This window comes from Novosphingobium marinum (assembly GCF_013408095.1).
Lineage (GTDB): Bacteria > Pseudomonadota > Alphaproteobacteria > Sphingomonadales > Sphingomonadaceae > Novosphingobium > Novosphingobium marinum.
Map to the genome: position 1 here is coordinate 1 of NZ_JACBZF010000003.1, position 18,247 is coordinate 18,247.

Annotated in this window: 15 protein-coding genes, 1 tRNA gene and 1 pseudogene; 5 read left to right on the forward strand and 12 right to left on the reverse strand. The window is 64.7% G+C overall.

What is annotated here, in order from left to right:
- Positions 1 to 754 precede the first annotated feature (754 nt).
- Entirely contained in the window at positions 755 to 1,432 is a 678-nt protein-coding gene (locus FHS75_RS09230; protein WP_179407457.1) for a recombinase family protein, read from the reverse strand.
- Positions 1,433 to 2,116: 684 nt separating this feature from the next.
- Here FHS75_RS09230 and FHS75_RS09235 point away from each other — a divergent pair.
- The 4 genes and pseudogenes from FHS75_RS09235 to FHS75_RS09250 all read left to right on the forward strand — a co-directional run bounded on the left by FHS75_RS09235 (position 2,117) and on the right by FHS75_RS09250 (position 4,686).
- Entirely contained in the window at positions 2,117 to 2,590 is a 474-nt protein-coding gene (locus FHS75_RS09235) for a helix-turn-helix domain-containing protein (RefSeq protein WP_179407458.1), read from the forward strand.
- Positions 2,591 to 3,077: 487 nt separating this feature from the next.
- Positions 3,078 to 3,551 (forward strand): annotated as a pseudogene (locus tag FHS75_RS18250) (site-specific integrase); the annotation flags it as partial.
- Between the two features lie 205 nt (positions 3,552 to 3,756).
- A tRNA-Leu gene (locus tag FHS75_RS09245) sits at positions 3,757 to 3,841 on the forward strand.
- A 173-nt stretch (positions 3,842 to 4,014) separates the two neighbouring features.
- The gene (locus FHS75_RS09250) at positions 4,015 to 4,686 is read left to right on the forward strand and encodes a PilZ domain-containing protein (RefSeq protein WP_179407459.1); all 672 of its coding nucleotides are present in this window, start codon (positions 4,015 to 4,017) and stop codon (positions 4,684 to 4,686) included.
- Between the two features lies 1 nt (position 4,687).
- On the opposite strand, the gene msrB is transcribed toward FHS75_RS09250, so the two are convergent.
- The 3 genes from msrB to FHS75_RS09265 form a co-directional block, all read right to left on the reverse strand.
- Positions 4,688 to 5,182, reverse strand: a complete 495-nt coding sequence (gene msrB / locus FHS75_RS09255; RefSeq protein ID WP_229735531.1) for a peptide-methionine (R)-S-oxide reductase MsrB — start codon at positions 5,180 to 5,182, stop codon at positions 4,688 to 4,690.
- A gap of 64 nt (positions 5,183 to 5,246) precedes the next feature.
- Complete coding sequence (locus FHS75_RS09260) at positions 5,247 to 6,482, reverse strand: ABC transporter permease (protein ID WP_179407460.1); 1,236 nt, start codon at positions 6,480 to 6,482, stop codon at positions 5,247 to 5,249.
- A complete protein-coding gene (locus FHS75_RS09265) occupies positions 6,479 to 7,489 on the reverse strand; it encodes an ABC transporter ATP-binding protein (protein WP_179407461.1) in 1,011 nt (336 codons plus the stop codon). Before FHS75_RS09265 ends, FHS75_RS09260 begins: the two co-directional genes overlap by 4 nt.
- 46 nt (positions 7,490 to 7,535) lie before the next feature.
- Here FHS75_RS09265 and queG point away from each other — a divergent pair, with 46 nt between their 5' ends.
- Positions 7,536 to 8,612: a tRNA epoxyqueuosine(34) reductase QueG gene (gene queG / locus FHS75_RS09270; protein WP_229735532.1), complete on the forward strand. Its 1,077-nt coding sequence runs from the start codon at positions 7,536 to 7,538 to the stop codon at positions 8,610 to 8,612.
- Here the strand turns inward: queG and FHS75_RS09275 are convergent.
- The 8 genes from FHS75_RS09275 to FHS75_RS09310 all read right to left on the reverse strand — a co-directional run bounded on the left by FHS75_RS09275 (position 8,609) and on the right by FHS75_RS09310 (position 18,209).
- Positions 8,609 to 9,838, reverse strand: a complete 1,230-nt coding sequence (locus FHS75_RS09275; protein ID WP_179407462.1) for an NAD(P)/FAD-dependent oxidoreductase — start codon at positions 9,836 to 9,838, stop codon at positions 8,609 to 8,611. The two genes, queG and FHS75_RS09275, sit on opposite strands and share 4 nt — an antisense overlap.
- A gap of 88 nt (positions 9,839 to 9,926) precedes the next feature.
- Positions 9,927 to 14,627 (reverse strand): NAD-glutamate dehydrogenase, encoded by a 4,701-nt coding sequence (locus FHS75_RS09280; RefSeq protein WP_179407463.1) that lies wholly within the window; start codon positions 14,625 to 14,627, stop codon positions 9,927 to 9,929.
- 64 nt (positions 14,628 to 14,691) lie between these two features.
- Positions 14,692 to 15,699, reverse strand: a complete 1,008-nt coding sequence (locus FHS75_RS09285; RefSeq protein WP_179407464.1) for an LLM class flavin-dependent oxidoreductase — start codon at positions 15,697 to 15,699, stop codon at positions 14,692 to 14,694.
- Positions 15,696 to 16,562, reverse strand: a complete 867-nt coding sequence (locus tag FHS75_RS09290) for a tetratricopeptide repeat protein (protein WP_179407465.1) — start codon at positions 16,560 to 16,562, stop codon at positions 15,696 to 15,698. The genes FHS75_RS09285 and FHS75_RS09290 overlap by 4 nt, the downstream gene beginning before the upstream one ends.
- 15 nt (positions 16,563 to 16,577) lie before the next feature.
- Positions 16,578 to 17,324, reverse strand: coding sequence for an alpha/beta hydrolase (locus FHS75_RS09295; protein WP_179407466.1), 747 nt, complete (start codon positions 17,322 to 17,324; stop codon positions 16,578 to 16,580).
- An 83-nt stretch (positions 17,325 to 17,407) separates the two neighbouring features.
- Positions 17,408 to 17,599 carry a helix-turn-helix transcriptional regulator gene (locus FHS75_RS09300; protein WP_179407467.1) on the reverse strand — a complete coding sequence of 64 codons (192 nt, stop codon included), beginning with the start codon at positions 17,597 to 17,599 and terminating at the stop codon, positions 17,408 to 17,410.
- Complete coding sequence (locus FHS75_RS09305) at positions 17,596 to 18,018, reverse strand: hypothetical protein (protein ID WP_179407468.1); 423 nt, start codon at positions 18,016 to 18,018, stop codon at positions 17,596 to 17,598. Before FHS75_RS09305 ends, FHS75_RS09300 begins: the two co-directional genes overlap by 4 nt.
- Complete coding sequence (locus FHS75_RS09310) at positions 18,015 to 18,209, reverse strand: hypothetical protein (protein ID WP_179407469.1); 195 nt, start codon at positions 18,207 to 18,209, stop codon at positions 18,015 to 18,017. Before FHS75_RS09310 ends, FHS75_RS09305 begins: the two co-directional genes overlap by 4 nt.
- Positions 18,210 to 18,247 lie beyond the last annotated feature (38 nt).

Below are 18,247 nucleotides of genomic sequence, written 5' to 3' on the forward strand. Positions count from 1 at the left end.
ACTGCTATACCTCGTTCTCAATCACGCGGCCGAAGAATGGAAACGGCCGCCGCGCGAGTGGTTCGAGGCCAAAACCCAGTTCGCCATCATCTTCGGCGACAGGTTCACGGTCTGATGAACGAAACCGGCCTCGCGCACAAAATTACTGACAGGCCCAGGCTGGGGATAGCTCCTGTGGTGAAGACAGAGGACTAGGCCCTTGGTCAGCCTTAAGGAGGTCTAGAGTGTGTATCTCTCTGCTATTCCCTCTCTGTCTCACCTTCAGCCCTATCCTTGAGCCTATAGTATACCGGGGGCGGGCGGGGGGTTAACCGGTAAGGTTTTTTTCATTCCGGTGCCCCCTCGCCCTTGGCCCCTCCTTCAGGCCAGTGCCATATCTGCTGGCTCTGTGTTTTTCGTTATGTCTCCGTAAACCGGGCGTAGCGCCTCCACGGCTCCCAAAAGCTGACCCCAGCTCATAACGATCCTGTCACCCGCGTACTCGCCCTCAGTTTGCGTTAGAACCGCGCTACCGCAGCCCATATCTACGCACTCTATCGCCTCATGCCCGCCTTCGCTGTCGTCCAGAATAGCCATAAGTTCCATGCATTACCCCCTTCGTGCGTGTGTCGTGACGCGCCCTCCACCTGAGGACGACGCACGCAGGCGTAGACCAACGCCCGCGTTTCGCCAATGCAGAAACGACATGAAGGCGCACTTTTATAGTTGTAAATCAGAGACTTAACACAGAGGCCGACTGTCCACGATAGTATGCCTAGGCAGCCATCCGAGCCAGCAGGTTCCTCACAGACGAAGGGTACCACTTGCCGCCCCTAGGCGTGACGATGCCCCGCTCGTTCAGCTCCCGCGCGATCGCAGGCAGCGAGGTTGCACCCCCTGCCCGAATGTCAGCGACCACAGGAGCCAAGTCAGACGCCCGCTCGTCAGCGTTGGCCTTCACGGTCTCCACGGCAGCGACGTTGCCCTTGGCGGCCCTTCGCAACGCAGCGGCTCCGTTGGGGTTGCCCAGCTTCGTGCCTCTCGCTTTCGCAGCGGCAAGGGCCTCCACGGTACGACGCGAGATAGCCTTGCGCTCAGCCTGTGCGACCGCAGCCATGATATGGACTGTCAGCTCGTTAGCCTCAGGCATGTCAGCAGCGATGAAGCGCCCGCCGCTATCCTGAAGGGTAGAGAGGAAGGCGACACTACGCGAGAGACGGTCCAGCTTGGCCACAACCAGCGTAGCCCCTGTGACCTTCGCCCTGTGCATCGCTTCCCGGAGCTGGGGACGGTCACTGCGCTTACCGCTTTCGACCTCCGTGAACTCCGCGACGATATGCCAGCCACGAGACTGACAGAGCTTGGAGACGGCTTCACGCTGAGCTGCGAGGCCAAGACCGGAGCGACCTTGCCCGTCGGTGGAGACCCGGAAGTATGCGACGACCTTACACATGAACCTGCCCTTACATATCTGCATAACGTCCGTTAGTCGGTTTTGTAAGGCTGCGCAAGAGGGTATTGCAGGCGGACCAATGCCCCAGCCAATGCAGGAGCTTGAACGGGCGACGATAGGCGGGAGAAGCCAGCCATATGTCCCGGCACTCAGGCAGGAACGCGCTACTCTCTGGTAGGTCCGCAGCGTTGCGGGCGAGGGAAGGCACGATGCAAGGCGTTGGCTTTGGGTCCCCTACGGGTCCCCTTTTCGCCTCCCTTGGGTTCCCCCGGCCATTCACCAAGGGACGCTTTCAAAAAGCCGGTAAAGCTCGCAGCATGTGGTTGTTGTTGGAGCTCAGAGACGTGAGAGGGGGCGGCGAAGGCGAGGCTAGCAGGTCCAAATGAAAGACCTGCCGGATTGGAACTCCCCCGCGTAACACGCAGTTCGCTTCCTGACTATCGAGAGCCGCCTCGCCAGCTTTCGCCATCTCCCGCCTTAAGTCTAGAGCCTTACGCCTGTCAAGCACTTTGGCCGACGCTCATGGCCTATTCCGTGACACCCATTTGGCTGACCTGTAGGGGGGATGTATTTATGTCTGATGTGTATGCCTTGATGAGTATATGTTGATGAGTGTGTGTGGATGTGTATACATTGTAAGCCACAGTGGCTCAAGGTTGGGTCGCGCTCTATGTAGGATTGGCTATGTCGGACTTATCAGAAAAATGGGGCAAAGAGGTGGCGGAAAGGGGTTTTGCGCAGATCCCGAACTATCTTCTGATCCTCAATCAGTTCCTCGATGAAGATAGACGCCTGAGCCCAGCAGAGTTGAACGTGTTGTTTCAGTTGGTCGGCGCATGGTGGCGAAAAGGAGAGCATCCTTATCCCTCACTGAAAACCATTGCCGTTCGATCAGGCATATCCGACCGTCAAGCGCAACGTGCAGTGAGTAATCTTGAAAGCATCGGCCTTCTGAAAAGGCAGAAGCGCAAGTCTGGTGGTGGGCTCATAGCGTCAAACGCCTACGACCTTTCACCTTTGGTCGGCTTCCTGGCCCAAGTGGCGAAAGCGTTCCCCAACGAATACCCCCGTAAGGTGCCCGCAAGTGTTAAGGCACGCCTTGCACAATCCTTGCAGTCTAGCAGTAATGCTAAGCCAGAACTGCAGAAGCGCGTCTAGGCGAATGCCCATCTACCCGGACCGCAAGAACGGCAAGCTAACAGGACGATTCCGCGTTGAAGTGACGGTGAACGGCAAGCGTCTGCGGAGGCGAGCCAATGGGATGCGAGAAGCCCGCACCTTGGAGGCAGAGCTGTTGGGCGAGCTTCAGGACTGCACCCTGCCGCCTCCTACGGCCCACCCTGAGGCCCCTAGAATAAACCCTGAGGCCATCACCGTAGGCCATGCCCTCGATAGGGCCAGAGGCATCCTGTGGGCCGGACAGGCCACTGAGGCCAGAAGCTACCGAAAGCTGGAACGCATCGCCTCTATCGTCGGAGAGACGCTGCCTATCGACGGCTTCGATGTGAACGCTGTGGATCGTCTCACTGTGACCTTGCGAAACGAAGGGTGCTCCGACGCTACCCTCAATCGTTACCTGTCATGCGTCTCGACCTTCCTTCGGTTCTGCAAGCGCCGTGGTATCCGCAAGGCCGACCTCCCCAGCATGGAGTGGAGAGACGAGGACGAGAACCGCATCAGGTGGCTTAGCTATGACGAGGAAGCCTCTCTCATGGAGCTTCTACCGTCTCCCTTCGACGCCGTGGTCTATGTGGCCATCAGGACAGGGCTTAGAGCCTCTGAGCTTCTCTCGCTCACCCCCGACCAGCTAGAGCCTCGCTGGGTCCACCTGTGGGGCACAGGGACCAAGAGCGGACGCACAAGGTCCGTTCCGATCACTGAGGGGCTGTACGACCTCTTGGCCTCCCTCGTGACCACCGGGACCATGCCTGACTACTGGCAGCTCAGGAACGAGTGGGACAAGGCGCGGAAGGCTATGGGGCTGATGCAGGACAAGACATTCGTCTTTCATGCTTGTCGCCACACCTACGCCACGCGAGCCGTGAGAGCCGGAGTGAGCCTTAGGGTCCTTCAGCAGCTCATGGGCCATAGGACTATCCAGACGACGCTACGCTACGCTCACGTGGAGGACAGAACGCTCTCGGAGGCCGCGCGGAAGATGACCGCCTTCCCTGCGCCAGATACGCTTCCCAAGGGTGGGGCAAACAGACCGAATTGCCCCACCCCCACCGGGTCGGGAAAACCGCTCCGCCGCTTCGCGCTCTCCATCCGTAGTTGCCCGCCCCGAAACTATCTGCCAGATCGCAAGCTTCCCGGTTCCGGTCGCGGACGTGGCGGAATGGTAGACGCAGGGGACTTAAAATCCCTTGAGCCTTGCTCGTGCGGGTTCGAGTCCCGCCGTCCGCACCAGCTTGCCCGGATTGGCCATGTTCCCTTACTGTCGCCCGGTGTCATTTCGTAGGCTCGCGTTTACCAGCCGGTAATGGTGTGTCGCGTACCCAAATCTCGGTACCCGCCTGAACATTTTGATTCCAAAGCCGCGCGCTCGGGATGGCGCCGGATATTAGGGGGTAATTACCGGGATGAAACTGCCCGAAAACGAGGTCGCACCAGCGGCGGGCAAATGGCCTGCCGAAGAGGAAAAGCGCGAGCTGCCGCGCTTCACACTGCTCATCCGCAGCGCCAAGATCAAATGCCGGAAGGGCGAATTCCTTTGCATCGTGCGCGATGTCTCGGGGTCGGGACTCCGCCTGCGTCTGTTCCACCCGCTTCCGCCCGATGAAACCTACACGGTCGAGCTTGCAAGCGGCGAGGAATTCGCGGTCGAGCCGATCTGGGAGCGGGAGGGCCAGGCCGGTCTTCGCTTCGCCGATCCGATCGACGTCCACCGCTTTATCGAGGAGGCAAGTCCCTATCCCAAGCGGGCGGTACGACTGCGGCTGACGCTGGCCGCCCGGATTTCGGCGGGGGGCGAAGCCTTCGAAGCGACGGTGCTTGACGTTTCACGCCAGGGCGCGCGTATTGAAACCTCGCAGCCGCTGGCGATAGGACAGCGGATCGTCCTTGAAGCGGAAGGCATGCCGCAGGTCGACGCTGTGGTCTGCTGGCGAAATGCGCCGGCATACGGCCTTGTTTTCCGGCAGATCCTCGGAATGGAGGATCTTGCCCGGCGCGCGGCCGACCTGCAGCTCAACCCACCGAAAAAGAGGGCCAGGCCCTCGCCGAAGGATAGCGCCGCCAGGCGCTGCGCCTGAATCAGGCGGGCCGGAAGTCCATCGCAGCGCCGTTCATGCAATAGCGCTTGCCGGTCGGCTCCGGCCCGTCGTCGAACACATGCCCGAGGTGGCCACCACAGCGCGCGCAATGCACTTCGGTACGCGGGTAACCGATCTTGTAGTCGATTGACGTGCCGATGGCGCCCGGCAGCGGCCTGTAGAAGCTGGGCCACCCTGTGCCGCTTTCGAACTTCGTGGTAGACGAAAAGAGTTCGTTACTGTCGGCCGCGCAAACGTAGGTACCCTTGCGCTTTTCGGAATTGAGGGACGAGGAGTAGGGGCGCTCGGTGCCCGCCTGCCGCAGGATGCGAAACTCCTCGGCGCTCAGGCGCTTTTTCCACTCGGCTTCGGAATACCTGACCGGAAAGCTCCTGGCCTCGGCATCGCCGCTACCGCATGCAGCCACCACCGGCAGGGCTGCGCCCATGCCGAGCAGAGTGAGGAATCGTCGGCGGGGCAAGGCTGCAGGGCTCATCGTGTCGGCAATCCTGTGTGGCATATATCCCGCAGGCTACGCGATCGGACCTGAACCGCCGATTTCAATGGGCGCGGGCGGGTCGCAATCTTGCGATCAGGCCGCGGCGAGGTCGCTTAGCGCCGGTCGGTCCGGACTTCATGACGCGCTTGCGGAACAGCCGGGCACCAAAGCGGACAAAGACGATCACGCACAGCGCCTGCCACGCAAAGGCGAGTCCGTGCGGCCATAGCGCCGGGTCCTGCGCGCCCCGCGCCAGCATCGCGAAGGGCGAGCTGAACGGCACGATCGCGGCGGTCAGTTCCACCGCGCTGCCGGGCTGCGTCATCGCGTAGCTGGCCAGGAAGAACACGACGAGCTGCATCATCGTGACCGGCATCGACAGCGTCTGCACCTCGCGCACGGTGGTCGCCATGGATCCCACGGCAAGGAAGACCGACCCGAGGAGTAGGTACGCCATCGCGAAGTAGACGACGCCCATCGCCAGGAAGAGCGGCCAGCCGACCGCAGGGTCCGGCAGGTCCGGCAAGGCCTGCCCCGCCACAAGTCCCATCGCGCCGCCGGCGACGGCCCAGACGCCGACACCGACAATCGAGATGCCGAGCATGGCGAACAGCTTGCCGAAGAATACCGCGTCCATCGGTATTGCGGCGGCCAGCACCTCGATGATCTTGTTGGCCTTTTCCTCGACGAGGTTGGACAAGACCATTCCAGCCAACAGCATCGTAAGCAGGAACAGGAGTGTCTGAGAGGCCTGCGCGGTAAGCAGCTGCCCGCGCCGCTCCTGCGCATTGCTGGTCGCGGTCGCGGCGAGCGCCACGTCGGGATAGCTTTCCGGCTCACGGCCCATCGCCTGCGCCGCCAGCATCGACACCGGGCCTCTCCATCGCTCAATCTGGTCCGCCGATCCGGTCAGCTGCGGCTCGGAGGGAGACCCGGTCAGGACAGCCGCGATATTGCGCTGGCGTCCGGCGAGCGCTTCGTAGGCATCGAACTCCTCGTCGGGTTCGAGTTCGCGAAGCACGACGAGATCGGGCGCGGCCCCCGCCATTCGCCCCGCCAGCGCGGCATGGGCACCTTTCATGGCCAGGACGTCCTTCGCTTCCATCGCAATGCCCAGTTCGGGACGCTCGGTCGTCTGCTGGACACGCTGGCCGACGCCTCCGGCCATCGCCCCCACCAGGATCGGGAAAAGCGGCCCCAGAAGGAAGAGGAAGAAGCTGCGGCTCATCAGGATCGCGGTAAAATCGCGCCGGGCGACCACGAAGGCCGCGCTGAGCGTAGAAAGGCGACCGGTCATGCGCGCTGCTCCACGTTCGTTGCCTCTTCGAGCGCCTTTGCCGCCGCTTCGCCGGCAATGGCCACGAAGGCATCATGGAGCCCCGCACGCTCGATCGACAGCGACAGAATGCCTGCTTCGCCCTCGATCAGTGCCCGCAACAGCGGCTCGACACCCGTTTCGGGGAGCGAAAAGTAAAAGAAAGTGCCCGCACCGGGCTTGGATTCGACGCGTGCGTCGGCGGGAAGCGCTGCGCGCCACGCCCCCTCCATGGCGCGAGTTTCGAGGCGAACCTGCGGACGGATGCGGTCCCGCGCTACGTCGACCGGGCCGGCGAAGGGGACCTTGCCGCCCGCGATGATCGCGACCTCGTCGCAAAGGCGCTCGGCATGGGCGATGACGTGGGTCGAGAAGATGACCGTCGCACCGCGGTCGGCCAGCCCGCGCATCATGCGTTCGAGCCGACCCTGGTTGAGCGCATCGAGGCCCGAGAATGGCTCGTCGAATACGACCAGCCTCGGTTCGTGAACGATCGTGCCGAGAATTTGCACCTGCTGCGCCATGCCCTTCGAAAGCTGGCGAATCTGGCGATCGGCAGCATAGCCGAGGCCGTGCTCCTCAAGCAGTTCGCGCCCGCGCCTGCGTCCTTCGGCAAGCGGCAGGCCGCGCAGCGCGCCGACGAAGGCGATCGCTTCATAGGATTTCATGGCCGGGTAGAGACCGCGCTCTTCCGGAAGGTAGCCGATGGCGCTCGCCATCTCGTGCGGACGTTCGGCACCAAGTACCTTGCGATAGCCTTCGTCCGGATCGATGATGCCCAGCAGCATGCGCAGCGTCGTCGTCTTGCCCGCGCCGTTCGGACCGAGAATGCCGTAAATCGCGCCTTCGGGAACGCTGATGTCAATGCCGTCGACAGCGGTGAAACCGTCGAACCGCTTGACCAGGCCGCGCGCCTCGATGGCAAGCGACTTGCGGTCACCAAGGCCCGCGTTGCCGGCCACCTGCCAATCTCCTAGGTCGAGTTTCATGCAATCGGCCATTAACCTTGGCATGTGAACGGGAGCGACAGCAAGTTTGGTTAACGAGGCGGTCATATCTTCGTTTCGCGACGATCTGGAAACGGAAGCCCGGCGGCTCGGTTTCGCGGCGTTCGGCGTCGCCTCCGCGCGGGAGGATGCGCAGGCCGCCGGGCGGCTGGATAGCTGGCTGGACGAGGGGATGCATGGCTCGATGAGCTGGATGGCCGAACGCGCGCATCATCGCCGCTCGCCGCAGGGGCTGTGGCCCGAAGCACGCAGCGTGATCGCGCTCGGCATGAGCTACGCTCCCGCGAACGACCCCATGGCGCTGGAGAACCACCCCGACAAGGCGCGCATTTCGGTCTACGCGCAGGGCCGCGATTATCACGATACGGTCAAAAAGGCGCTCAAGGGGGTTGCCCGCTGGCTTGTGGCAGAGGCGGCGAAGCGGGGTATCCCCGATGTCGGCGTGAAGGTCTTCACCGATACGGCTCCCGTGATGGAAAAGCCGCTGGCGCAGGCGGCCGGCCTCGGCTGGCAAGGCAAGCACACCAACCTCGTCAGCCGCGAGCACGGGTCCTGGTTGTTCCTCGGAGAAATCTACACCACGCTGGCATTCGAACCGGACCGGGAGGGGCGAGACCTGTGCGGATCGTGCCGGGCCTGCCAGGATGCATGCCCGACCGATGCCTTTCCGCAGCCCTATCGCCTCGATGCGCGGCGCTGCATCAGCTACCTCACGATCGAGCACAAGGGTCCGATACCCCACGAGTTTCGCGAGGGGATCGGCAATCGCATCTACGGCTGCGATGACTGCCTTGCGGTATGCCCGTGGAACAAGTTCGCGCAGACCGCACACCGGCATCGCGCCTTCCTGCCGCGCGCGGAACTTGCCGCACCGGCTCTCGCTGACTTGCTGGCGCTCGACGATGCGGGCTTTCGCGCGCTGTTCTCCGGTTCGCCGATCAAACGGATCGGACGCGACCGCTTCGTGCGCAATTGCCTGATCGCCGCCGGCAACAGCGCCGATCAGGCTCTGCTTCCGAACGTGGAGGCGCTGCTCGACGATTCCGATCCGGTGGTCGCCGAAGCCGCCGGGTGGGCGGCTGCGAAGCTGAGGCCGCTTGCCTAGAGCAGTTCCTTCAGCGGCTTGTCGGCATCGGCCAGCTCGTCGAGGTCGGGCTGGATGCCGGCATCCACGAGCTTGCGCCCCTGCACGTAGTCCTTGACCGAATTGACGCAATCGAGCGCGATGACCTTGCCCTCGCGCAGGTAGACGACCGAGAACGAACGCTCGTCCGGATCGCCGCGCACCACGGTCTTGTCGTAGCCTGCCGAAATGCCTGCCGTCTGCAGCTTGAGGTCGAACTGGTTGGACCAGAACCACGGGAAAGCATGGTAGGGCTGCGGATCGCCGCAGATCGCCTTGGCAACGCAGGTCGCCATGTCGTTGGCATTCTGGACCGATTCGACTCGCATGACCTGGCCGCCGGCGTAATCGCAACCGAACGCCGCGCAGTCCCCGATCGCGTAGACGTCGGGCAGAGAGGTGCGGCAATATTCGTCCACGTCGACGCCATTGGCTCCTGCGGCCCCTGCCAGCATCAGCGGGCCAACCGCGGGCACGATGCCGATGCCGACGATCACTGCCTCGGCGGGAATGACGGTACCGTCGTCGAGCTTCACGCCGGTCACCTTCTTGCCGTCGCCTTCGAGGCAGTCGACTTTCACGTCGGTGCGCAAGTCCACCCCGTGGTCGCGGTGCTCCTTTTCGTAGAAGTCGGAAAGTTCCGGCCCGGCCACGCGAGCGAGGATGCGCGGCAATGCCTCGAGCAGCGTCACCTTGCAGTCGAGCTTGGTCAGGACAGCCGCAGCCTCAAGCCCAATGTACCCGCCGCCGATGACGACGATATTGCGTGTCCCGTCGTCGATTTCGGCCATGAGGCGATCGCAGTCGTCGCGGGTGCGGACGGTGTGGACACCTGCCAGGTCAGCGCCGTTGCACGATAGGCGGCGAGCATCCCCGCCCGTCGCCCAGACAAGCGAGCCGTAGCCCAGCGTCGTGCCGTCGGACAGCGTCAGGTCCTTTGCCTGGGGATCGACCGCTGTCACTTCGACCGACAGCCTGAAGTCGATTTCCTTGTCAGCCCAGAAGGTCGGAGGGCGGATGTAGAGCCTGTCGAAGGCCTTCTCGCGCGAGAAGTATTCCTTGGAAAGGGGCGGGCGCTCGTAAGGATATTCCGGCTCTCGTCCGACGACTACGACCGAACCCTCGAATCCGTTCTGTCGAAGGGCGATGGCGCATTGCGCCCCGCCATGTCCCGCTCCCACGATGACGACGTCTGCTTTGTTTTCCATTTTCCCCCGTTCGGAAATAATCGGCTCCCGGTCAATTGCCCCTGTGCTCGCCTGACCTGCCCGCCGCCTTGATCGAGCGCATTTTTTGCTATCGCGCGAGCAGGCTTCTGGCCTGGCTTGCGAGCTGGGCAAGCATCGCGGGCGTAACCGCCACTGCCCCGCGCGCCCGGTCCACCATGGCACGGAACTGCTCAACCGCCGGTGCCTGCGCCTCGGCCCATGCGACAACCTCGTCTACCGGCTGCCCGTCGCAGCCCGCGATCCGGCGCAGGAAATCGAGGCGCATCTGCTGGAAATCGCGCGCCAGCCCGCCGACCAGGAGGCGCTCCCACGGGTCAGTCGGTGCCATGCGCATCGCCATTCCCTGCGTCCAGTCGAGGCTCAGCCGATGGCCCACCTCGACGAAGGCCTCGGCAAGGACCGTGGCAGGCATTCCGCATTCGCTGGACAGCCCCGAAAGGCCGACCGCGCCGTCGAGGTCGTAGAGCTCGCAGACCAGCTTCGCCTCGGCCTCGGGCGCACCGGCCTCGACGAGCTGCGCGCAAAGGACTTCGGTGTGTTCCCGTGCCTGGCTGCTTAGAGCATTGGCGACGATCCCCCTGAGCTCGGCGATGCCCGCTTCGAGATTCTCGATGAGTTCCGAGGGCTGGATGGACCCCGCGCCGGCACGCAGAAGGTCGGCGATATGGGGCCGCAGTCCGGCAGCCGCGCGGTCGAACAGGAGCAGCCGCGCCTTCTCGGGCATCTGCGCGGTTTCGATCGCGCGCCATACCGAAGGCATTTCGAACAGGCGTTCTGCGGCAACAAACGCCGCGCCCAGATGGCTGGGTGCAGCGCCCTCTTCCTCGAACAGCTCGAACGGGTGGATCAGGCCCATGCGGTTGATCATCTCGTTCGCCAGCTTCGTCGCGATGATCTCGCGGCGCAGCTGGTGGTGATGGATCTCCGTCTCGAAGCGGTCCTGCATCGCCGACGGGAATGCAGCGACCAGGTCTTCCTCTAGGCACGGATCGTCGGGAAGCGGAGAATCCTCGATCGCGGCCTGCAGCGAAAGCTTGGCAGACGACAGCAGCACGGCGAGTTCCGGCCGGGTTAGCCCGCCCCCTTCGGTCGCGCGCCGCGCGAGCGTCTCGCTATCGTCCAGTCCCTCGGTCTTGCGGTCGAGGCTGCCCTGCTCTTCGAGAGTTTCTATAAGCCGCAGGAAGGACGGCAGGGTGTCGCTCCGCCCCGTCTCCGCGATTGAAAGGGCGAGGGCTTGCAGCCGGTTGTCCTCGAGCACGAGACGCGCGACTTCCTCGGTCATTTCGCCAAGAAGTTCGACGCGGCCCGCTTCGGTCAGCGCCCCCGATCGCTTGGCGTCGGCCAGCGCGATCTTGATGTTCACCTCGTTGTCCGAGCAGTCGACACCGGCCGAGTTGTCGATGAAGTCGGTATTGATGGCGCCGCCCCGGATCGCGAATTCGATCCTTCCGGCCTGTGTGACGCCGAGGTTCGCGCCTTCGCCGACGACCCGGGCGCGGACGTCCTCGGCATCGACACGCAGCGTGTCGTTCGCCGGATCGCCCACCTCGACGTTGTTCTCGCTCGCAGCCTTGATGTAGGTTCCGATGCCGCCGAACCAGAGCAGGTCGACCGGCGCCTTCAGGATCGCCGAGATCAGCGTGTCGGGATCGGCTTCCTCGAACTCCACGCCCAGCGCAGCACGGATTTCAGGCGAGAGCGCTATGCGCTTCATCGAGCGCGGAAAGACCCCGCCGCCCTTCGATATCAGCGCTTTGTCGTAATCGTCCCAGCTCGAACGAGGCAACTGGAACAGCCGCGACCGCTCGTCCCAGCTTCGGGCGGGATCGGGATCGGGATCGATGAAAATGTGCCGGTGGTCGAAAGCAGCCACGACCTGGATCGACTTCGACAGCAGCATGCCGTTGCCGAAGACATCGCCCGACATGTCGCCGCAGCCGGCCACGCGGACGGTGTCGGTCTGCACATCGACGCCGCGCTCGAGAAAATGGCGCTGCACCGATACCCAGGCACCGCGGGCCGTGATGCCCATCGCCTTGTGATCGTAGCCCTTCGAACCGCCGCTCGCGAAAGCGTCGTCGAGCCAGAAATCGTGCTCGTCCGCGATGGCATTGGCGGTATCGGAGAAGCTGGCAGTGCCCTTGTCGGCCGCGACGACGAAATAGGGGTCGTCGCCGTCGCGGATGACCATCGGGCTGGGATGGACGACTTCGCCGCCGACGAGGTTGTCGGTGAGCGACAGCAGCGAGCGTATGAAGATCTTGTAGCTGGCCTTGCCCTCGGCCGCCCACGCTTCGCGGTCGAGGCCGGGATCTGGCAGGAGCTTGGGATAGAAGCCGCCCTTCGCGCCCGTCGGCACGATGACCGCGTTCTTCACGCGCTGCGCCTTCATCAGCCCGAGGATCTCGGTGCGGAAATCGTCGCGCCTGTCGGACCAGCGAAGGCCGCCGCGAGCGACCGGGCCGGCGCGAAGGTGGATGCCTTCCACCCGCCGCGAATATACGAAGATCTCTCGCCAGGGCACCGGCTTCGGCAAACCCGGCACGAGCGCGGAATCGATCTTGAAGCCCAGTGCGACGTCGCCCGAGGTTACGCCCGGCTGCATGAAGGCGTTGGTGCGCAGCGTGGCCTCGACGATCGAGCGGTACTGCCGGAGCAGGCGATCGTCGTTGATCGCGGTGACGTCGGCCAAGCCTTCGCGGATGGCAACCGAGGCCTGGGCTTCTGCGTCTAGGCGTTCGCCGTCGAAGTGGGGATCGTGGCGGGACCGGAACAGGCCGATGAGGCCGCGCGTCACTTTCGGGGCATTCTGCAGCGCGTCGACCGCGGTAGCGATGCCGTAGGTGATACCGGTCTGGCGCAGGTAGCGATAGATCGCCCGCAACCAGTTGGCCTCGTGCGCCTGAAGGCCCACAGCGATTATCAGCCGGTTGAACGGATCGTCTTCGGCCTCGCCGTTGAGGACGGCGGAAAGCGCGTTCTCGATGGGATGAGAGCGCGAAAGCAGGGCCTCGCTGTCGAGGCCTACAGGCAATTCGAGCAGGAAATCGTGGATCGCGCCGAGGTCGCCGGTCTCGAGCATCGTCGGCACTTCGCCCGCGACGCGGAAGCCGAAATTCTCGAGCATCGGGACGGCATCGGAAAGCGGCAACGAGCCGCTCTTCTGGTAGAGCTTTAGGCGAAGCCGACCGGTCGCGCAGCCATCGAGGCAATGCAGGCGCGCATTACGGTAGGACGTCGGACCCTCGCTCGAGGGAAGCCTGCGGAGGCGCTCGATGTCGGCTGCGGCCTCGGCGGGGCCGTAGACCGTGCGGTAGTTGAGCGGAAACGCCTCGGCATAGCGCGCTGCGATCGCCGCCGCGCGCGTCGGCGTTTCGCTCCGGGCAAGTTCGCGCTCCACCGCTTCGGGCCAGCCACGAACCATCGCTTCCAGCTGGGCGGACAGCGGCGCCTCGTCGCTCGGCTCGGCACCGTCGCGAATGTCGAGGACCATTCGATAGAGTGCCAGGTTGCCGTCGACTTCCAGTGCCCAGTCGAGTGCCGGGGCGTCCGCCGCGTTCTGCAGCATCGCCTCGATCTGCAGGCGCAACGCGGTCGAAACGGCATCGCGCGGCAGCCACACGAAGGCGAAAAGATGACGCTTGAGCGGCGCGCTCACCAGCGCGACTTGCGGACGCGGGCGGTCGGTCAGGCTGACCATCGTCGTCGCGATGCGCTCCATCTGCGCTTCGTCGAAACCGATCAGGACATCGTGCGGGAGGCGGGTCAGCACATGGACGAAGGCCTTGCCGGTGTGGCCCGACGGCTCGAAATCGAGGCGCGCCATGATATTGGCCATCTGCGTGCGCATGCGCGGCACTTCGACCGGCGGGGCGGCGAGCGCGGCGCTCGTCCAGATTCCGGCGTGCACCGAGAGGCTGACGGTCCTGCCATGCTCGACGACGGGCACGATGAACAGGTCGAGCGGGACCCGGCGATGGACGCGGCTGAGGCGGTTGGCCTTGACGGTGAGTGGCGCAAACCCCTTGCCCTCGTCGAACCATTCGAACGCCCGCTCGAAACTGCGGTCGGCAAGAAGCTCGGTCGCGCCTTCCCGGCAGATCCCCAGTGCGCCGGTCTGGCTACCGTCGCGGTGCCGCTCCACCCGTCCGAGCTGGGTGAGCATGCCGTCGTTGAGCCAGCGCAGGAGCGCACCGCCTTCGGCATCGCCGCCGCCGGCGGCTTCCAGCTTCTCGGCATCGGCGATCATCGCCTTTTGCATTTCGGGCCAGTCGGTCACCGCGCCGCGCACGTCGGCGAGGGTCGCCTCGATCCCGGCGCGCAGTTTCACCCGGGAACGGGCATCGACGCGATTGGCTTCGATGTAGACGAGCGATTCGCGCTGGCCCTGATCTGATCCGCGCGGCGGCAGCGACCGCAGCCAGCCATCCGAATCGCGCTCGGCCCTGACCATGGGATGGACCATGCGGTCGATCTTGATCCCCTGCGCGTCGAGCGCGGCGGCAAGCGAATCGACGATAAAGGGCATGTCGTCGTTGACGACGGCGATGCGGGTGAGGCGCTTCCCGATCGGGCCGGTGACCGATTCGATTGCGATCGAAGGTTCGCCGCGCCGCCGCCTGCTGGCGGCATCGACCAGGAAGCGGGCCGCTTCGTCCAGCTCCATCCTGTCGAAGCCGGGCTCTCCCGGCAGCAACGATTCGCGAAGGCTTTCCGCGATCCTCGCGGCAAGGCCAGTGGCTTCCGGCTCGGCCTGAAGCGTCGTCATGTCCCTCTCCCGGCGTTGCGACACGGCATTGTGTGCCTAATGCACGTGTCGCGGTCTTGTTGCCCTAGCCCGGCTCGCCGACGGGTTCCAGTTCGGAGACTGCCTCCATCGCCAGCCGGGCAGAGCGGATGCGCGCTTCGGGATCGTGGATCGATCCTGCGAATACCAGTTCGTCGGCTCCGGTGCGCTCCATGAAGGCGCGAACGCTCTCGCGGATGGAAGCGGGCGAACCGATGGCGCTGGCGGTGCGGATGAAGCGCAAGGTCGCGGCATCGTGCGGCGACAGGCTCTCGCGATAGCCCCGGACCGGGGGCTGCAGTTTGCCGGGCGTGCCGTGACGCAATGAAACGAACTGCTGCTCGAGCGAGCTTGCGAGATAGTTCGCCTCCTCGTCGCTGTCGGCAGCGATGACCGTCATCGCCGCGGCGACGTGAGGCCTGTCAAGCCGGTCCGACGGCTGGAAGCGCTCGCGATAGACGCGCAACGCATCGTCGAGGTGCGTCGGCGCAAAATGCGAGGCGAAGGCGTACGGAAGGCCGAGATGCGCGGCAAGCTGCGCGCCGAAGAGGCTCGACCCGAGAATCCACATCTCCACGTTGGCGCCGTGACCGGGCGTCGTCGCGAGCGGCAGCCGGGGATCGCCGGAAAACCGCGCCATCAGTTCGACCACGTCGTCGGGAAAGCTTTCCGCCGCACGCATCAGGTCCTTGCGCAATGCCTGGGCGATCCGGCCATCGGCGCCGGGTGCCCTGCCGAGGCCGAGATCGATACGACCGGGAAAGAGCGCCTCGAGCGTGCCGAACTGTTCGGCTATCACGAACGGATTGTGGTTCGGCAACATGATGCCGCCTGCGCCGATGCGGATGGAACTTGTCGCATGACCGACATGCGCAAGCACCACCGACGTCGCCGCTCCGCCGATCCCCTCCATCCCGTGATGCTCCGCCACCCAGTAGCGGTGATAGCCCGCTTCCTCGGCCGCGTGCGCAAGCCGGGCTGCCTCAAGGTAGGCTTCGGCGGGTGTGCCGCCTTCGCGGATGGGGATGAGATCGAGGAGCGTGACGGGGATCATGAAGCCTCCAGCTGTTCGATGTAACCGCGCGCAACGCGGGCCGCATCGCTTTCGGGCGCGGCATCGATAACGGATTGCCAGCTCTTTCGCGCTGCCTCGTCGCGTCCGGAAAGCACGGCGATCACCCCGGCTTCGAGCCCGATGTCGGGAGCGATCGGCATCAGCTCGGCGGCCCGTTCTATCTGCGTCTGCGCCGACGCCAGGTCTCCCATCCGCCGCGAAAGCGTTGCGGAAAGCAGCCAGGCCTGCGCGCTTTCCGGCAGGGCGGCTCGCGCTACGGCAAGCGAACGCGCCGCCTCCTCTTCGCGGCCGAGCGCGACGAGCGCCTGTGCCTTGTCGAGCGCGATTTCGCCGGCGAAGTCTGGTTGTTCGGAGTTTCTCGCGTCGGTCTCGGCAAGTTCCAGCGCGTCGAGGGCGGCGCGCGCGTCACCCGATGCCAGCGCGGCGTTGCCCGCCATCGATCCGCGACGCGCCCTCGCCGCAAGGTCCTCCGGCGCTGAGTTGTCGCGCGACGCGACGAAGGCGACGTAGGCCGGCTCCCATCGCTCGAGCCTGCTCAGTGCGACGCCGAGGCAATGCCCGGCCTCGGCACGTTCTCGCCCCTGCGAGGCGTCGAACCATTCGCGCGAGGCTTCGGCGGCAGCGAGCGGATCCTCGTTCGCTTCGACGAGGCACTGTGCAAGATCGGGCGATATGTCGAGCTTCACTGCCCGGCTTTCCTCCGGCTGGTCGACGACGGGAGCGGCCGCCTCCCGCTCCTTGCGCTCGACGATCTCGGGCGGAAGCTGCGTCGGATCGTCCATGCCCGGCGCGGTCACCGGGCCGACCTGGGCGAGAAGGAGAAGTGCAAGGAAAACAGACATCGGGAGGGCTCCACGTCAGGCCGCCTCGGCCACCAGTGTTTCGACGGTGCGCAAGAGAAGCGCGATGTCCTGATCGCGCGAAAGGCGGTGGTCGCCGTCCTTGATGAAAGTGGCCTGCACGTTCGATGAATGCAGCGCCGCCGCCAGCTTGAGCGAGACTTCCCATGGCACGTCGGCGTCGGCCTGGCCGTGCAGCAGGCGGACCGGGCAATCGAGGGCGATTTCCTGCCCGAGCAGGAGCTGCTCCTGGCCGTCCGCCCAGAACCCCGGATACGTGGGCGTCGGCTCCGGCCCGTAGGGATTTTCCTCGTGTATCGCCTTTCCGCGCTTGAGCAGCGCGGCTTGCGCGCGGTCGAAGCCCCACTCGGTGAAATCGGGCGCCGCAGCGATGCCGATCATGCCTGCAACCTTGCCGGGCGGGAGTGCGAGTGCCGCGAGCAGCATCAGCCAGCCACCCATCGACGAGCCTGCTAGGATCACCGGCCCGTCGCAATGCGCCTCGACCAGCGCGAGGACTTCGTCGCGCCAGCGCGAAAGCGTGCCGTCCGCGAAGTCCCCGCCGCTCTGGCCGCAGCCCGAGTAATCGAGAAGCAGGCAGGCGCGGCCCTTGTCTTGTGCCCATTCGAAGAGCGCGGTCGCCTTGCCCCCTGCCATGTCGGACTTGTAGCCCGGCAGGAAGACGATGGCGGGCCCCACTCCGGTCAGCAGGCGGTAGGCGATGCGGCGCCCGTCGGGCATTTCGTGAAAGGCAAGTTCTGTCATTGCCGGCCAACGTGGGCGCTCGTCGCGGTCCGGGCAAGGGCGGATGCCGCTGTATCGGGCATTCGAGCCGATCTCGCGCGCCGTCAGTCGCGCAGGAAAATCTCCTCGATTGCAAGGCCGAAGACATCGGCTATCCGGAAGGCAAGCGGTAGCGACGGATCGTACTTGCCGGTCTCGATGGCATTGACGCTCTGTCGCGAGACGTCGAGCCGGTCGGCCAGTTCCTGCTGGCTCCACGCGCGTTCGGCGCGCAGCACGCGAAGTCGGTTGTTCACGCGTCGAGCCCCCGCAAGCGGTGATAGAAATATCCGATGGCCCAGCCGGTCGTCAGGACGAGGATGATGTCCTTGCCGGTCAGCGCATCCACGTCTCCGACCAAGACGTCGAAGACGATGACCACCGTCATCATCGCCACGATACCCACGATCGCGCCGTTGGCCATGAGCCGGTAGTGGAAATCCTCGATCATCCGGCGGTCGAAGCGCGACGCGATGGCCGCCACGATCCCGCAGCCAAGCGTGATGGCGAACAGCAGGGCCAGGGTTCGGGGATCGCTGCCGTCGCCGTCGCTAGCCGGCCAAAGCCAATCCCTTGCGATCACGAGTGGCACGAGGACAAGCATTGCACCGAACACCCAGTCCGGGCTGATGCGGCAAAAGCGCTTCCAGGCGCTCCTTGGTCTGGGCGCGTTCATGCCATCCGCCGCGTCTGGACGCAGGAAACGTTTCCGCGGTTCATTGCCACGACCGCAATCGCGGGGGTGGTGATGACCAGCAGTTGCGCGGCGTCGCGCGTCACCAGGCCGGACTGTGAGCCGAGCGCGATGAGAAGGATTACCGCGGCCCACACGAGGGCGGCAGCGGCGGGGCGGCAGAAAATCGACATGGTCAAGCTCCCTTGCTATGATGTAAAGTGACCTTGTC

Bases quoted from the DNA above. Each gene is read 5' to 3' on its own strand.
- FHS75_RS09230 (WP_179407457.1), bottom strand. From the start codon at position 1,432: ATGTGTAAGGTCGTCGCATACTTCCGGGTCTCCACCGACGGGCAAGGT.
- FHS75_RS09235 (WP_179407458.1), top strand. From the start codon at position 2,117: ATGTCGGACTTATCAGAAAAATGGGGCAAAGAGGTGGCGGAAAGGGGT.
- FHS75_RS09250 (WP_179407459.1), top strand. From the start codon at position 4,015: ATGAAACTGCCCGAAAACGAGGTCGCACCAGCGGCGGGCAAATGGCCT.
- msrB (WP_229735531.1), bottom strand. From the start codon at position 5,182: ATGAGCCCTGCAGCCTTGCCCCGCCGACGATTCCTCACTCTGCTCGGC.
- FHS75_RS09260 (WP_179407460.1), bottom strand. From the start codon at position 6,482: ATGACCGGTCGCCTTTCTACGCTCAGCGCGGCCTTCGTGGTCGCCCGG.
- FHS75_RS09265 (WP_179407461.1), bottom strand. From the start codon at position 7,489: ATGAAACTCGACCTAGGAGATTGGCAGGTGGCCGGCAACGCGGGCCTT.
- FHS75_RS09275 (WP_179407462.1), bottom strand. From the start codon at position 9,838: ATGGAAAACAAAGCAGACGTCGTCATCGTGGGAGCGGGACATGGCGGG.
- FHS75_RS09280 (WP_179407463.1), bottom strand. From the start codon at position 14,627: ATGACGACGCTTCAGGCCGAGCCGGAAGCCACTGGCCTTGCCGCGAGG.
- FHS75_RS09285 (WP_179407464.1), bottom strand. From the start codon at position 15,699: ATGATCCCCGTCACGCTCCTCGATCTCATCCCCATCCGCGAAGGCGGC.
- FHS75_RS09290 (WP_179407465.1), bottom strand. From the start codon at position 16,562: ATGTCTGTTTTCCTTGCACTTCTCCTTCTCGCCCAGGTCGGCCCGGTG.
- FHS75_RS09295 (WP_179407466.1), bottom strand. From the start codon at position 17,324: ATGACAGAACTTGCCTTTCACGAAATGCCCGACGGGCGCCGCATCGCC.
- FHS75_RS09305 (WP_179407468.1), bottom strand. From the start codon at position 18,018: ATGAACGCGCCCAGACCAAGGAGCGCCTGGAAGCGCTTTTGCCGCATC.
- FHS75_RS09310 (WP_179407469.1), bottom strand. From the start codon at position 18,209: ATGTCGATTTTCTGCCGCCCCGCCGCTGCCGCCCTCGTGTGGGCCGCG.